At 69.2% G+C, this 14,500-nt stretch carries 13 protein-coding genes and 1 pseudogene; 3 read left to right on the forward strand and 11 right to left on the reverse strand.

Annotated features, from left to right (window positions below):
• The 7 genes from QOC69_RS35040 to rimP all read right to left on the reverse strand — a co-directional run.
• On the reverse strand, nucleotides 1-335 hold a 335-nt coding region (locus tag QOC69_RS35040), incomplete at its 3' end, for an MATE family efflux transporter (protein WP_526447276.1).
• A 68-nt stretch (nucleotides 336-403) separates the two neighbouring features.
• The gene (locus QOC69_RS35045) at nucleotides 404-1,405 is read right to left on the reverse strand and encodes a DHH family phosphoesterase (RefSeq protein ID WP_526447278.1); all 1,002 of its coding nucleotides are present in this window, start codon (nucleotides 1,403-1,405) and stop codon (nucleotides 404-406) included.
• On the reverse strand, nucleotides 1,380-1,898 hold the full coding sequence (gene rbfA, locus QOC69_RS35050; protein WP_526447280.1) for a 30S ribosome-binding factor RbfA: 519 nt from the start codon (nucleotides 1,896-1,898) through the stop codon (nucleotides 1,380-1,382). The genes QOC69_RS35045 and rbfA overlap by 26 nt, the downstream gene beginning before the upstream one ends.
• Entirely contained in the window at nucleotides 1,899-4,703 is a 2,805-nt protein-coding gene (infB, locus tag QOC69_RS35055; RefSeq protein ID WP_526447282.1) for a translation initiation factor IF-2, read from the reverse strand.
• 74 nt (nucleotides 4,704-4,777) lie between these two features.
• A complete protein-coding gene (locus QOC69_RS35060) occupies nucleotides 4,778-5,134 on the reverse strand; it encodes a DUF448 domain-containing protein (RefSeq protein ID WP_526447284.1) in 357 nt (118 codons plus the stop codon).
• A gap of 47 nt (nucleotides 5,135-5,181) precedes the next feature.
• A complete protein-coding gene (gene nusA, locus QOC69_RS35065; RefSeq protein ID WP_526447286.1) occupies nucleotides 5,182-6,225 on the reverse strand; it encodes a transcription termination factor NusA in 1,044 nt (347 codons plus the stop codon).
• A complete protein-coding gene (gene rimP / locus QOC69_RS35070) occupies nucleotides 6,222-6,773 on the reverse strand; it encodes a ribosome maturation factor RimP (RefSeq protein ID WP_526447287.1) in 552 nt (183 codons plus the stop codon). Before rimP ends, nusA begins: the two co-directional genes overlap by 4 nt.
• Nucleotides 6,774-6,928: 155 nt before the next feature.
• Here rimP and QOC69_RS35075 point away from each other — a divergent pair, with 155 nt between their 5' ends.
• Both QOC69_RS35075 and QOC69_RS35080 read left to right on the forward strand, forming a co-directional pair.
• Nucleotides 6,929-7,447, forward strand: coding sequence for a hypothetical protein (locus tag QOC69_RS35075; protein WP_526447289.1), 519 nt, complete (start codon nucleotides 6,929-6,931; stop codon nucleotides 7,445-7,447).
• Nucleotides 7,444-7,923 (forward strand): ferritin-like domain-containing protein, encoded by a 480-nt coding sequence (locus QOC69_RS35080; protein ID WP_526447291.1) that lies wholly within the window; start codon nucleotides 7,444-7,446, stop codon nucleotides 7,921-7,923. Before QOC69_RS35075 ends, QOC69_RS35080 begins: the two co-directional genes overlap by 4 nt.
• Before the next feature lie 6 nt (nucleotides 7,924-7,929).
• On the opposite strand, the gene QOC69_RS35085 is transcribed toward QOC69_RS35080, so the two are convergent.
• The 3 genes from QOC69_RS35085 to QOC69_RS35095 form a co-directional block, all read right to left on the reverse strand.
• Entirely contained in the window at nucleotides 7,930-9,687 is a 1,758-nt protein-coding gene (locus QOC69_RS35085) for a proline--tRNA ligase (RefSeq protein WP_526447293.1), read from the reverse strand.
• An 86-nt stretch (nucleotides 9,688-9,773) separates the two neighbouring features.
• On the reverse strand, nucleotides 9,774-10,466 hold the full coding sequence (locus tag QOC69_RS35090; protein WP_526447295.1) for a VOC family protein: 693 nt from the start codon (nucleotides 10,464-10,466) through the stop codon (nucleotides 9,774-9,776).
• Nucleotides 10,467-10,482: 16 nt separating this feature from the next.
• Nucleotides 10,483-12,000 (reverse strand): MFS transporter, encoded by a 1,518-nt coding sequence (locus QOC69_RS35095; protein WP_526447297.1) that lies wholly within the window; start codon nucleotides 11,998-12,000, stop codon nucleotides 10,483-10,485.
• 74 nt (nucleotides 12,001-12,074) lie between these two features.
• Here QOC69_RS35095 and QOC69_RS35100 point away from each other — a divergent pair, with 74 nt between their 5' ends.
• Nucleotides 12,075-14,081: a serine/threonine-protein kinase gene (locus tag QOC69_RS35100; RefSeq protein WP_526447299.1), complete on the forward strand. Its 2,007-nt coding sequence runs from the start codon at nucleotides 12,075-12,077 to the stop codon at nucleotides 14,079-14,081.
• Between the two features lie 3 nt (nucleotides 14,082-14,084).
• Here QOC69_RS35100 and QOC69_RS35105 read toward each other — a convergent pair.
• Nucleotides 14,085-14,500, reverse strand: a pseudogene (locus tag QOC69_RS35105) (MFS transporter); the annotation flags it as partial.

Genomic DNA, 14,500 nt, shown 5'->3' on the forward strand with positions numbered 1-14,500 from the left:
AGCAGCGGCACCGCCGCCACCTCGACCGCCGCCACGACGAGCACCCCGAGCCCGACCGCCAGCCAGGTGGCCTGCACGCCCTCCCCGACGGCCGACCCGCGGTCACCGGCCCCGAAGAACCGGGCGGCCCGTGCCGTCGTGCCGTAGGACAGGAACGTCAGCTGCGAGGACACCAGCGACAGGATCAGTCCGCCGATCGCCAAACCGGCCAGGCTCAGCGCGCCGAGGCGGCCGACCACGGCAAGGTCGAACAGCAGGTAGAGAGGTTCGGCCGCAAGCACCCCGAGTGCGGGAAACGCCAACCCGGCGATCCGCCGACCGGTCGCCGGCGGCATCGGCTGATCGGCGGGCTCAACCAAGTCGCGCGCTGACGGAGGCCCAGCCAAGGCGCGCGCTGACGGAGTCAGCCAAGGGCATCGATTAGCGCCCTCACCACGTCGTCGACCGTGCCGATCGCGGAGTATCCGGCGGCCAACCGGTGCCCGCCACCGCCGAACGAGCTGGCGACCGCCGCCAGGTCGACCGCCGTCTTCGCCCGCATCGAGACCGACCAGTGCGCCGGCTCGATCTCCTTGAACACCGCAGCCACCTCGGCCTGCGACGTGGTGCGCACGATGTCGACGATGCTCTCGACCTCTTCGGGTCGCGCACTCGCCCACTCCTGATGTGCGACAACGGCATACACCAGACCACGGCCACCGGCAGCGTCGGGCACCAGCCGTGCCGACGACAGCACCCGCGCCAGCATCGGCAGCCAGGAGAAGGGATGGGTGTCCAACAGGGTACGGCTGATCGACGCGTTGTCGACGCCGAGTTCCAGCAGCCGGGCCGCCAGCCGGTGCGCCCTGGCACTGGCCCACCGGAACGAGCCGGTGTCGGTGGTCAATCCAGCGTAGAGGCAGTGCGCCACGCTCGGATCGATCGGCTTGTCCCACGCGTCGAGCAGTTCGGCCACCAACATCGTGGTCGAGTCTGCGGACGGGTCGACATAGTTCGCGGTGCCGAACAGCTGGTTGGAGGCGTGGTGGTCGATCACCAGCACCTCGCCACCGAGGTCGGCGAGATCCCGCAGAGCTCCCAACCGGTTCACGCTGGGGATGTCGACCGTCACCACGAGATCGGGCTCGGGGTGCATCAACTCCGGCGCCACCAGCAGATGCCCGCCGGGCAGCGTCTGCAGCGATTCGGGCAGCACGGCCGGAGCCGCGAAGGCGACCTGAACGTCCTTGCCCGTGTGCGAGAGGACCAGCGCCAGCGCCAGCCCCGCCCCGATGGTGTCGGCGTCGGGGAAGACGTGACACACGATGCCGATGGTCTCGGCCGCGACGAGCAGGTCGACCGCCCCGCGGGCGTCGACGCGCACCGATGGCCGGGCTACCTCAGTCGTCGGATCGATCGCGGTCACGGGTGTCCTCTGGGTCGAACTGGTGGTCACCCACCACGTCAGGTTCCCCACCGGAATCCTCTGCCCCCGACACACGGTACGGGTCCGCGTCACCCGCCGGTGTGGCACCCTCACGAATCCGCGCCAGGTCAGCGTCCGCAGCGCGGGCGCGGGCCAGCAGTTCCTCCATGTGTTGCGAGGTCTCGGGCACCTTGTCCAGCACGAATGCCAGCGTCGGGGTGAAGCGCACACCGGTGGCGGCGCCCACCCTGGTCCGCAACGTGCCCTTGGCACGCTCGAGTGCCGCAGCGGCGCCCGCATAGTCCGGTTCGTCCTGCAACGTCACGCCGCGAACCGTGTAGTACACGGTCGCGTCGTGCAGGTCTCCCGTCACCTTCGTGTCCGTGATGGTCACGAAGGCCAACGGGGGATCCTTGATCTCGAACTCGATGGCCGAGGCGACGACGGTGCCGATGCGCTTGGAGAGCCGCCGCGCGCGTCCGACGTCGACCACTTAGGTGCGCTCTTTTTCAACGAGCTCGTACGCCTCGATGACATCGCCTTCCTTGATGTCGTTGTAGGTCAGCGTCAGACCACACTCGTAGCCGTCGCGGACCTCGGTGACATCGTCCTTCTCCCGTTTCAGCGACGAGATGGAGACGGTCTCGGCCACCACGACGTTGTCGCGCAGCAGCCGGGCCTTCGAGTTCCTTCGGATGATGCCGGAGGTGACGAGGCAGCCGGCGATGTTGCCGACCTTCGACGACCGGAAGATCGCCCGGATCTCGGCGCGGCCGAGCTCCTTCTCCTCGTAGACCGGCTTGAGCATGCCCTTGAGCGCACTCTGGATCTCATCGATGGCCTGATAGATCACCGAGTAGTACCGGATGTCCACGCCTTCGCGGTTGGCCAGCTCGGTGGCCTTGCCCTCGGCGCGGACGTTGAACCCGATGATGATGGCGTCCGATGCCGATGCCAGGTTGACGTTGGTCTCGGTGACCCCGCCGACCCCGCGGTCGATGACGCGCAGCTCCACCTCGTCGTCGATCTCGATCCCGAGCAGGGCCTCTTCCAAGGCCTCGACGGTGCCGGAGTTGTCGCCCTTGAGGATCAGGTTGAGCTGCGAGGTTTCCCTCAGCGCGGCATCCAGATCGTCCAGGCTGATCCGCTTGCGGGTGCGTGCGGCCAGCGCATTGCGCTTGCGCGCGCTGCGGCGATCGGCGATCTGGCGGGCGATGCGGTCCTCGTCGACGACCAGCAGGTTGTCACCTGCGCCAGGCACCGACGTGAAGCCGATGACCTGGACGGGACGTGACGGCAACGCCTCTTCGACGTCTTCGCCATGCTCGTCGACCATGCGACGGACACGCCCGTAGGCATCGCCGGCGACGATGGAGTCGCCGACCCGCAGCGTGCCGCGCTGAATGAGCACGGTCGCCACCGGGCCGCGACCGCGGTCCAGGTGTGCCTCGATCGCGACGCCCTGAGCCTCCATGTCGGGGTTGGCCCGCAGATCAAGCGTCGCGTCGGCGGTCAACAGCACCGCTTCGAGCAGCGCATCGATGTTGGTGCCCAACTTGGCCGAGATGTCGACGAACATGGTCTCGCCACCGAAGTCCTCGGCGACCAGGCCGTACTCGGTGAGCTGCGACCGGATCCTTTGCGGATCCGCACCTTCCTTGTCGATCTTGTTGACCGCCACCACGATCGGCACGTCGGCCGCCTGCGCGTGGTTGATCGCCTCCACCGTCTGCGGCATGACGCCGTCGTCGGCGGCGACCACCAGGATCGCGATGTCGGTGGCCTTCGCGCCACGAGCACGCATGGCGGTGAACGCCTCGTGACCGGGGGTGTCGATGAAGGTGACCAGTCGCTCGTTGCCCTCCAACTCGGTGAGCACCTGGTAGGCACCGATGTGCTGGGTGATACCGCCGGCCTCGCCCTCACGGACGTTGGCCTGGCGGATGGTATCCAGCAGTCGGGTCTTGCCGTGGTCGACGTGACCCATGACGGTGACGACCGGCGGACGGAACTGCAGATCGTCCTCATCGCCCTCGTCCTCGCCGTAGGTGAGGTCGAAGGACTGCAGCAACTCGCGGTCCTCGTCTTCTGGGCTGACGACCTGGACGACGTAGTTCATCTCGCCGCCGAGCAGCTCGAGGGTCTCGTCGCCCACCGACTGGGTGGCGGTGACCATCTCACCGAGGTTGAACAGCGCCTGCACCAGCGAGGCCGGGTTGGCGTCGATCTTCTCGGCGAAGTCCACCAGGGACGCGCCGCGGGCCAGCCGGATGGTTTCGCCGTTGCCGTGCGGCAACCGCACGCCACCGACGACCGGGGCCTGCATCGAGTCGTATTCCTGGCGCTTCTGCCGCTTGGACTTGCGTCCACGCCGGACAGCGCCGCCAGGACGGCCGAACGCGCCTGCCGCTCCGCCACGCTGACCTGGGCGACCACCACCGCCGCCGCCACCACCGGGGCGACCGCGGAAGCCACCGGCGGGAGCTCCGCCACCGGCACCGGCACCGGCACCAGCGCCTGCACCGGCGCCGCCGCCACCGCCGCGGTAGTTACCGCCGCCTGCACCGCCGCCGGGGCGACCGCCTGGTGAGGAACCTGGGCCGCGACCGCCGGGTGCGGGGCGCGGACCACCGGGACGACTGCCGCCCGGAGTTGGCCGTGCGCCGGGCGGACGCGGCGGCATGTTGCCTGGCGTCGCGCCGGGACGCGGTCCACCGCCGGGGCGGGGGCCGCCACCGGGACGGGGAGGCGCGCCCTGCGGCGGACGCGGGGCGGGACGCTCGACGGGCTGCGCCGAGGAGAAGGGATTGTTACCGACGCGCGGTGCACGCGGGCCGGGCCGCGGGCCCGCACCTGGGGTGGGACCGGGCCGAACGCCCGGGCTGGGCGCGGCAGGGGCCTGCGCCGCGGAAGCCGCTGCTGCCGGGGGTGCCACCGGGGCCGCGGGCGGCTCGGCAGGCGCCACGGGCGCGGCGGGGGGTGGTGCGGGGGCCGCGGGCTTCGGGCCTGAGGGCCTTGGTGGCGCGGTCGCGACGCCGCCGCCGGCCGAACTGACTGCCTCGGCGGCGGGCTTGGCCGCCGCGGCGGGCGCACTGGGGGCGGCACCGTTGCCTGCGGGCTTTGCTGGCGCGGGCTTCGAGCCGCCCAACGCCTCACGCAACCGCCGGGCGACGGGCGCCTCGACGGTGGATGACGCTGATTTGACGAATTCGCCCTGTTCGCTCAGTCGGGCGAGAACTTCCTTGCTGGTAACACCGAGTTCTTTGGCCAACTCGTGTACGCGGGCCTTGCCTGCCACTACAACTCCTGTCTAGGAGGCGACAGCGGAAGGCCGCGCCTCGGGTTTAGCTATGACGCATGGTCATCGAGACTTCACGGTGTGCTCATGTTCTTCGCTACCTGTTCTGTTGCCGGGTGGTGCGAGTTGAAATACTCAACCACCTCGGAGGTGTCCGGCGAACCGGTGATGCGCAACGCTCGGGCGAACGCTCGCCGCCGGATTGCCACGCGTAGACACTGCTGGTGGGGATGCAACCAAGCACCCCGCCCCGGCAGACTACCCGCCGAGTCAACGGTCACGACGTAAACGTCGTTCCCGTCGCGCTCGGCGACCACTCGAAGCAGTTCGACAGCCAGCTCTCGCCTTCGGCAACCGATGCACGTCCGCACTGGTCCGACCTGGTGGTCGGGGCGTCCGCGCGCGGCGGCAGAAGTCTCGCGCTGGATCACGGTTCAGTCTAGCGTCACCGTTGCCGCAGACAGAATCGCCTGTCGGGCTACCGCTCGCGGGCTGCTCCCTGGGCGGCTCCCGGGGCTGCGGGGCTCTCCGGTTCGGGGGCGGCGTCACTGCGAATGTCGATCCGCCATCCAGTGAGCCGGGCCGCCAGCCGCGCGTTCTGGCCCTCCTTGCCGATGGCCAGCGACAACTGGTAGTCGGGCACCACGACGCGCGCGGCCCGGCCTGCCTCGTCGATGACGCTCACCGACACCACCTTGGCGGGTGACAGGGCGTTGGCCACGAACCTGGCCGGGTCGTCGTCGTAGTCGATGATGTCGATCTTCTCGCCGGACAACTCGCTCATCACGTTGCGCACGCGCTGCCCCATCGGGCCGATGCAGGCACCCTTGGCGTTGAGCCCGGACACCCGCGACGTGACGGCGATCTTGGAACGGTGTCCGGCCTCGCGGGCCACCGCTGCGATCTCCACCGAGCCGTCGGCGATCTCGGGTACCTCGAGGGAGAACAGCTTGCGCACCAGGTTCGGGTGGGTGCGCGACAAGGTGATCAACGGCTCGCGGGCGCCGCGGCTGACGCCGACGACGTAGCAGCGCACCCGGTCGCCGTGGTCGTACTTCTCCCCCGGCACCTGCTCGGCGGCGGGGATGACACCCTCGGATCCCTTGGTTTCGCTGCCGACACGCACCACCACCAGGCCGCGGGCGTTGGCCCTGGCATCGCGCTGGATCACCCCGGCGACGATGTCGCCCTCGCGGGCGGCGAACTCGCCGAAGTTCTTCTCGTTCTCGGCGTCGCGCAGACGTTGCAGGATCACCTGACGGGCGGTCGTGGCGGCAATGCGACCGAAACCCTCTGGGGTGTCGTCCCATTCGTTGATCAGGTTGCCGTCTTCGTCGGTCTCACGCGCCATCACCTTGACGACACCGGTCTTGCGGTCGATGTCGATGCGGGCCTCGGCCTCGTGCCCCTCGGTGTGGCGATACGCGGTGAGCAGTGCGGCGTTGATCATGTCGACGACCGCGTCGACCGCGATCCCCTTGTCGACCTCGATGGCATGCAGTGCCGCCATGTCGATGTTCACGCTTCGTCCTCCTTTTCGGACTGGCCGGCCAATTCGAGCTCGCGCCTGTTTGGCGGCGAGAACTCAACCTGGACAACGGCTTTCGCAACTGTGTCGCGGGGCACTTCGCGGACGGTGTAATGACCCGGCCTGCCTTCGGCGACCATGACCATCCGCAGTACGCCCCCGTTGAGTTCACCCAGTCGTCCGGTCACCTGCGAACCGTCGGACAGCGTCATCTCGACCTTGCGCCCCCGGGCCCGCCGGAAGTGCCGGTCGGACGTCAGCGGCCGGTCCACCCCTGGCGACGTCACCTCCAGCACGTAGGGCTCTGTCTCATCGAGGCGATCAAGCAGGTCGGACGCCGACTGCGCCAGCGCGGCAACCGCGTCCAGGTCCAGGCCCTCGTCGCCGTCGGCAACCACCACGATGCGTGGCGGCTTGGCGGACTCCTCGATGAGGACGTCCTCGATCTCGTACCCGGCACGCGCGAACTCTTCCCCGAGAATCTCGATCACCTGCTGCTGCGATGGCAGTCGCGCGGACCGCAGCGGGACGTCCGATGCCACGGCGAGCTCCTCGTCTTGAGTTGTACGGACACGATCCGGGCGTGGATGACCAGGAATCGAGTATCAACGATACGCCAGCGCACGAGGTGCAACTGGCAAACCGCAGCGCTGTCCAGCCGATCCACAGCCGGTGGCAAATGGCAGGATGTCCCCCGATGTCCAATGTGCCGAGCGCTCCCCCCACCGTCAGCAGGCGACGCGTCCTGATCGGTGGCGCGGTCCTGGCAGTGCTGTCCACGACGGCAGTCGGTTGCGGCGCACCGGCCCCGAAGCCCGAGGTCGACGCTCTCGTCGCGCAGCTCGAGCGGGCCCGCGCGGACAGTCAGCTGGCGGCAGGAGCGGCGAGCGCTGCCCGTCCGGATATCGCTGCGGCGCTGACCACGGTGGTTGCCGAGCGGTCCGCACACGTCCAGGCGCTCTCCGACGAGATCACCCGGATCGCCGGCGACGCGCCGCCGTCGGCGTCGGCCAGCCCCACGTCGACCAGCACCACCGCCGAACCACTCCCGCCGCCCACTCCGCGCGACGTCGTCGCCGCCCTCAAGCAGTCCGCCGACAGCGCCGCGCAGTCGGCCGCGCAGCAATCCGGCTACCGCGCCGGATTGCTCGGCTCGATCGCCGCGTCCTGCACGACGGCGTTCACCGTCGCCCTCGACGGGGTGCAGTCGTCATGACGTCACCAGAGACGTCGCAGGAGCCAACCCCGTCGCGGCCCCCTGACGGCCCCGACGCCGCGCTGTTCGATGCGGTCGCGAACGAGCATGGCGTGATCTACGGGTACGGCCTGGTATCGGCGCACTCGACGCCGGACGTCAACGACCTGGTGTCAGACGTGATAGCCGGGCACCGCGAGCTCCGCGAGGAGGCCATCGCCCGCCTCGTCGGCCGCAACGTGGCGGCCCCGCTGCCCGCGGCCGGCTACGAGTTGCCGATCGAGGTCGACAGCCCCGCCGACGCCGCGAAGCTGGCGTTGCGGATGGAGGAGGACTCAGCGGTGGCGTGGCGCGCAGTGCTCGAAAAGGCGACCACTAGCGAGGACCGCACCTTCGCGGTGACGGCGCTGACCCAGTGCGCGGTCACCGCGGCCAAGTGGCGCGACGTGCTGAAGCTAGTGCCGAACACCGTGGCGTTCCCCGGCGGCACCGAGTAATTCGCGCTAGACGGCCACAGAGGCCGAGATGGCCGCGGAGATATCGGAGGCCGCGTCGTCGACGGCGATCTCCCGCGTCTCGCCGGTGAAGCGGTTGCGCAGCTCGACCACCCCGTCGGCCCAGCCGCGACCCACCACCACGATCCACGGCACGCCGAGCAGCTCGGCATCCTTGAACTTCACTCCCGGCGACGCCTTCCTGTCGTCGAACAGCACCTCGACGCCCAGCCGGTCGAGCTCACCCGCCAGCTCGGTGGCACCGGCACGGGCCCCGTCGTCCTTGTTCGCGATCACCACGTGGGCGTCGAATGGGGACACCGATGCGGGCCAGCGCAGTCCGAGCTCGTCGTGGTGCTGCTCGGCGATCACGGCCACCAGCCGGGACACCCCGACACCGTAGGAGCCCATGGTCAACCGCACCGGTTTGCCGTTCTCGCCGAGCACGTCGGCGCTGAACGCATCGGCGTACTTGCGGCCCAACTGGAAGACGTGACCGATCTCGATGCCGCGGGCACTCACCAGCGGACCGGCGCCGTCCGGCGACGGGTCACCGTCGCGAACCTCGGCGACGTCGATGGTGCCGTCGGCGGTGAAGTCACGACCGGCCACCAGTCCCGCGACGTGCCTGCCTGGTTCGTCGGCACCGGTGATCCACGTGGTGCCGTCCACCACGCGCGGATCCACCAGATAGCGAACGCCGTTGCCCAGCAATGCCTTCGGCCCGATATAGCCCTTGACGAGGAACGGGTTCTTGGTGAAGTCGTCGTCGCCGAGCATGACGTATTCGGCAGGTTCCAGCGCAGCGTCGAGTCGCTTGGCGTCGACGTCGCGGTCACCGGGCAGCCCGATCGCCAGCAGCTCCCACTCACCACCGGGGACCCGGGTCTTCAACAGCACGTTCTTGAGCGTGTCGGCCGCGGTGACGGTGCGGCCCAGATCCGCACCATTGGCCCAGTCGACCAGGGTGGCGATCGTCGGGGTCTCGCCGGTGTCGTAGACGACCGGCTCTGGCAGCCCGTCGATCGGCAACGCCTCTGGCGCCGTGGTGACGACCGCCTCGACGTTGGCCGCGTAGCCCGACTGCAGGCACCGCACGTAGGTGTCCTCGCCCACCTCGCTCTCGGCGAGGAACTCCTCCGACGCGCTGCCGCCCATGGCACCGGACGTCGCCGCGACGATCACGTATCGCACCGCCAGCTTGGCGAAGATCCGCTCGTAGGCCTCGCGATGCGCGTGATAGGCGTTCTTGAGGCCTTCGTCGTCGACGTCGAACGAGTACGAATCCTTCATGATGAACTCGCGGCCACGCAGAATGCCCGCGCGCGGCCTGGCCTCGTCGCGGTACTTGGTTTGGATCTGGTAGAGCCGCAGCGGGAAGTCCTTGTAGGAGCTGTACTCCCCCTTGACGGTGAGCGTGAAGAACTCCTCGTGCGTGGGGCCAAGCATGTAGTCGTTGCCGCGGCGGTCCTTGAGCCGGAACACGCCGTCGCCGTACTCAGTCCAGCGGTTCGACGTCTCGTACGGTGCACGCGGCAACAGCGCAGGGAATCGGACCTCCTGAGACCCGACCACTGCCATCTCGTCGCGGATCACCTTCTCGATCTTGGTCAGCACCCGCAGGCCCAGCGGCAGCCAGCTGTACAGGCCCGGCCCGATCGGCCGGACATATCCGGCCCGGAGCAACAGTTTGTGGCTGGGTACTTCGGCGTCCGCCGGGTCGTCGCGCAGCGTGCGCAGGAACAGCTCGGACATGCGGGTGATCACAGCCGACAACCTTAGCGATGCATTTCCCGTCGCTTCGCTCGCCTCGATGCGATTTCCCGTCGCTTCGCTCGCCCCGATGCGAGTGTTCAGTCCCGCCCCTGCCACGTGCAGACGCACGCCTCGTTGCCCTCCGGGTCGGCGAGCACCCAGAACGCGGGCGCCCTCGCGTCGCTGAGCAGCGTGCCGCCCGCGGCGATCGCGGCCTGCACCCTGGCTTCCCCCTCGTCGTGTGGCACGTCGACGTCGAGGTGGATGCGGTTGCGTTGGGGCCGCGGCTCGTCCATCTGCTGAAACCAGATCGCCGGACCGCGCCCGAGCGGGTCGATCAAACCCAAAGTCAGGTCGGATGGCCCCACCTCGCCGACGTAGCCGGTGACCGCCTGCCAGAACGGCCTGACCTTGCCGATGTCCATGGCGTCGATGGCGATCTCGAGGCCTTGCAGCCGACCGGGCCGGTCACCGCGGCCGGGGGCCGTCGTCAGCCCACGAGAAGCCAGCGCCTCGGACACCTCGCGGGCCAGCCGCACGTCGAGCCCGGTGACCAAACCGCCCAGCGGGGGCATCAGCCGCAGCACGGCGCGCTCGGCGCGGACGTCGACGGTGAGATGGTCCTGGCCGTCGGCGCCCACGCCAGCGGCGGCGATCGCGGCGACCTCTGCGGCCCGCGCCAGCGAGGGCACGTCGACCTCGGTGTAGACCGCGCCGAGGACGAGGCGCCAGCCGAGCGGGCTGACGGCGTCGGAGATCTGCTGGCGGGTGAGCCGCTCGTCGTCGTGCATGCCGGCCACGCTAGTGCTACAGCTCGCCTGCCTCCACCGCTTCCCTGGTGTGCTGCGCCCTCGCGATGTCCTTGGCGGAGAAGCCGATCCAGAACGCGGCGACGCCCACCAGGATCGCGATGCCCGCCACCCACAGCAGCGAATAGGTGTAGCCGTAGCCGAGCGCGTCGAGTTGGGCGGGCGTCATGTTCTTCACCGGGCCGGTGGTGCCGCCGAGGTACAGGGTGCGCGACGTCTGCACCGCCATGATTACCACCAGCACCAGGGGTCCGCCGAGGTTCTGCACCATCAGCGTGATGGCCGAGACGGGCCCGATCTCGCGCGGGCCGACCCCGGCCACCGCGCACAGCGGCAGGATCACCGAGATCACGCCGATCCCGAAGCCGCCCACCACGATTGGCATGAACAGGTCGGGGAAGTACGGGATGTCGCGGGTCAGCGTCGAGCCGTACAGCATCGCCGCGAGCACGAAGAGCCCGCCGCCGATGATCAGCCAGCGCGGCGCGATGAGCGGTGCCAGCCGGGTGGCCAGCACGTTGCCGACGCCGACGGCCACCGCGAACGGCAGGAAACAGACCCCGGCCCGCAGCGCGGAGTATCCGAGCACGTCCTGGGCAAGCAGCCCGACCATCACCGTCACGGTGAGCAGCACGCCACCGCCCAGGAACCACGCGACGAACGTCGCCACCCGGTTGCGGTCGTTGAACACCGAGAACGGCACCAGTGGGTTCTCGGCGGAGCGCTCCGCGAACAGGAAAGCGATGAGGAAGATCACCGCGGCGACGGCGGCGCCGATCACCCAGGGGTCGATCCAGCCGCGGGGCGGCCCCTGGGTGAACACCAGCACGGCCGACGTGCACCCCAGCGTGGCCAGCAGCGCGCCGGTCACGTCGAGTTTGAGCCGTTCGTGGTGCGTCTCGCGGATCCGCAGGGCGGCGATGGCGATGATGACGATGCCGATCGGCACGTTGATCAGAAACGCCAGCCGCCAGGAGATCACGGTCAGCAGGCCACCGAGCACCAGGCCGAGCACCGATCCAGTGGCCTGCATCCCCGCCGACACCGCCATCGCCTGGTTGCGGGCGTGCCCGACAGCGTAGGTGGTGGCGATCAGCGCCAGGCCGGTCGGTGCCGACACGGCCGCCCCGACGCCCTGCAGGGCGCGGGCCGCGATCAGCGTGTACTCGTCGGTGGCCAGTCCGCACACCAGCGACGCGATGGTGAACACGCCGACGCCGGACAGGAACGCACGCTTCTGCCCGATCGCGTCGCCGACCCGGCCACCGAGCAGCAGCAGGCCGCCGAACGTCAGCACGTAGGCCGTGATCACCCAACTCTTGCCCGCGTCGGACAGGTCGAGGTCGGCCTGCATGCGCGGCAGCGCGACGATGACGATGGTGCCGTCCAGCGTCGACATGAGCTGCATGCCGGTGATCGCGACGATCGCGATGCCGAGCACCGACGACGACAGCGTCGACGGCGATGGCGTGTTGGTGTGTTCCGTCGACCCTGACGAACCACCCGCGGCAGACATGGCTTGCCACCTTACCCAGATGCGATTTCGGCAGGCTCAGTGGCGATGCGCTGATCGGCCGTTATCGTGAGCCGGTGGAAGGGACGCCATTCGGCCGCTACCAGCTGATCGAGTTGCTGGGCCGTGGCGGAATGGGCGAGGTGTGGCGCGCCCACGACACCACCATCGACCGCGTGGTGGCGCTGAAGATGCTGCTCCCCCACTACGCCAAGGACCCCGACTTCGACAAGCGGTTCCGCCGCGAAGCCCGCGCCGCAGCGCGGCTCGACGATCCCCACGTCGTGCCCATCCACGACGTCGGCGAGATCGACGGACGCCTCTACGTCACCATGCGGCTCATCGACGGCGTCGACTTGGACACCCTCCTGCGAACCGCTCCGCTGGAGCCCGAACGCGCGGTGTTCGTCATCGAGCAGATCGCGGCGGCACTGCACAGCGCCCATCGCGCCGGGTTGGTGCACCGCGACGTCAAACCGTCCAATATTCTGTTGGCCGACAACGACTTTGCCTACCTCATCGACTTCGGCATCGCCCGCGCCGCGGACGACACCGCGCTGACCTCCGAGGGGTCGACCATCGGCACCTGGGCCTACATGGCCCCTGAGCGCTTCCAGAGCGGCGACATCGAACCCAGCTCCGACATCTACGCCCTCGCGTGCGTGCTCTACCAATGCCTCACCGGCGAGCCGCCCTTCCCGGGCACCACCCTCGAGCAGGTCGCGGTGGGCCACATGGTCGCGCCGCCCCCGAGAGCCTCCGAGACGAGCAACACCGTTCCGCGCGGACTGGACTCGGTGATCGAAATGGGTCTGGCCAAACAAACCACCGACCGATACCCCACCGCAGTCGCAATGGCCGCCGCCGCACGACAGGCCATTACCGAACCGACCAGCCAACCCCACGCCGTGCCAACGCAACTGAACCCGGCCAGCCACAGCAGCCCGAGCCTTCCTGCCCCGCCACACCCGGCGCAGACCTATCCGACGCCACCCCCGTACGGCGTGCCACCGACGGCCCCGCCGCAGTGGGGCCCACCGCCGCCGGGCTACGCCCCGTACGCCAACTACCCGTCCGGACCCGGGTACTACAGCGCACCCAATCTGCAGCTGCCACCGGACCCGAAGCGCAAGGGGCGGCGCCGCGGTGTGCTGATCGGCGCCGCGGTGGTCGTCGTGGCGCTGATCGTCGCGGGCAGTGTGGCCGCGGTCGTCGGGCTCACCAGGCACGACGATCCGGCGGCACCGGCGCCGACCACGGCCGCTGCCGGTGGGGGTGACTTCAACGGCACCTACCGGGCGGATTACGGGCCGGGGACCGATCTCGACGACAAGCCGGTCCCGAATGCGCCTGCGACGACGAGCAGTTGGGATGTCCGCTCCGAGTGCGGTTCCAGCGGGTGCGTGGCGACCGCGGCGAGTGCCAGCGGCAATTCCCTCCTGTCGAACATGACGTTCGATCGGCTGGGCGGCACCTGGGTGGCCGTAGGGCTCGCCTCGGCGGATTGCGGCGGCGATGCACCCTCCGAAGTCTGGGTGGTGGTGACGCTGCAACAGCAGCCCGACGGCACGCTGTCCGGCGACACGGTCAGATCCTCAACCGACAGTCTGTGCGCAGCGAAGCGCACCGTGAAGTTCACCCGCACCGGCGATCCCGACCTCGACAAGGTTCCGGATCCGGCCGTCCTACCGCCGCGGGTGGTGAGCCCTGCCGACGGGCTTCGCGGCAGCTACCGCCAGACGACGACCTTCACGAACGGCAGCGTGGTTCCCGGACAGGTTCTCGCAGCCAATACGTATTGTCTTCGCACCGGCGATCGGTGCATGAGCTTGTTCCACGCGGGCGGTGGGGTCGTCACGTTGATGTACGCCGATGACAAGTGGACGCGAAACGAGAAGGGCACCACGACGTGCGGAGGGGGCGGCACCGCGCAGGTGACGATCACCGCGGACTACCCGATGCCCCGGCAACTGGATGACCCGATCGCGTTGCTCACCGGGCGTGGCAGTCAGACCGTTGCGGCAGGAGGCGCGTGCACGGGCGGCGGTGACTTCGAGGACAAGTTCGAGCGCACCGGCGATTAGGGGCTAGAGCTCGCCCGCGTCGATCGCGTCCTTGACTTCCTGCGCATGGGCGACCTGCTCGGCGGTGTAGCCGATGAACAGCGCGACGGCACCAACCACGACGGCGACCGCAGCCACCCACAGCAGGCCGTAGGTGTAGCCCTGATCGAGGGCGTGCAGTTGCGCGGCGTCCATGTTCTTCACCGGGCCGGTCGTGCCGCCCAGATAGAGCGTGCGCGACGTGATGACGGCCTGAATGACGGCCAGCACCACCGGGCCGCCGAGGTTCTGCAACATCAGCGCGATCGCCGAAACGGGGCCGATCTCGTCGAAGCCGACGCCCGCGATGGCCGACACCATCAGCGGCACCACGATCATGCCGATGCCGAATCCACCGATGGTGATGGGCAACACCAGATTCGGGAAGTACGGGATGTCGC

This window comes from Mycobacterium sp. (assembly GCF_032162105.1).
Taxonomy (GTDB): Bacteria; Actinomycetota; Actinomycetes; order Mycobacteriales; family Mycobacteriaceae; genus Mycobacterium.

What these genes read in the sequence shown, in the direction of transcription:
- QOC69_RS35075 (WP_526447289.1), top strand. Translation starts at nt 6,929, where the DNA reads ATGTCCAATGTGCCGAGCGCTCCCCCCACCGTCAGCAGGCGACGCGTC.
- QOC69_RS35080 (WP_526447291.1), top strand. Translation starts at nt 7,444, where the DNA reads ATGACGTCACCAGAGACGTCGCAGGAGCCAACCCCGTCGCGGCCCCCT.
- QOC69_RS35090 (WP_526447295.1), bottom strand. Translation starts at nt 10,466, where the DNA reads ATGCACGACGACGAGCGGCTCACCCGCCAGCAGATCTCCGACGCCGTC.
- QOC69_RS35095 (WP_526447297.1), bottom strand. Translation starts at nt 12,000, where the DNA reads ATGTCTGCCGCGGGTGGTTCGTCAGGGTCGACGGAACACACCAACACG.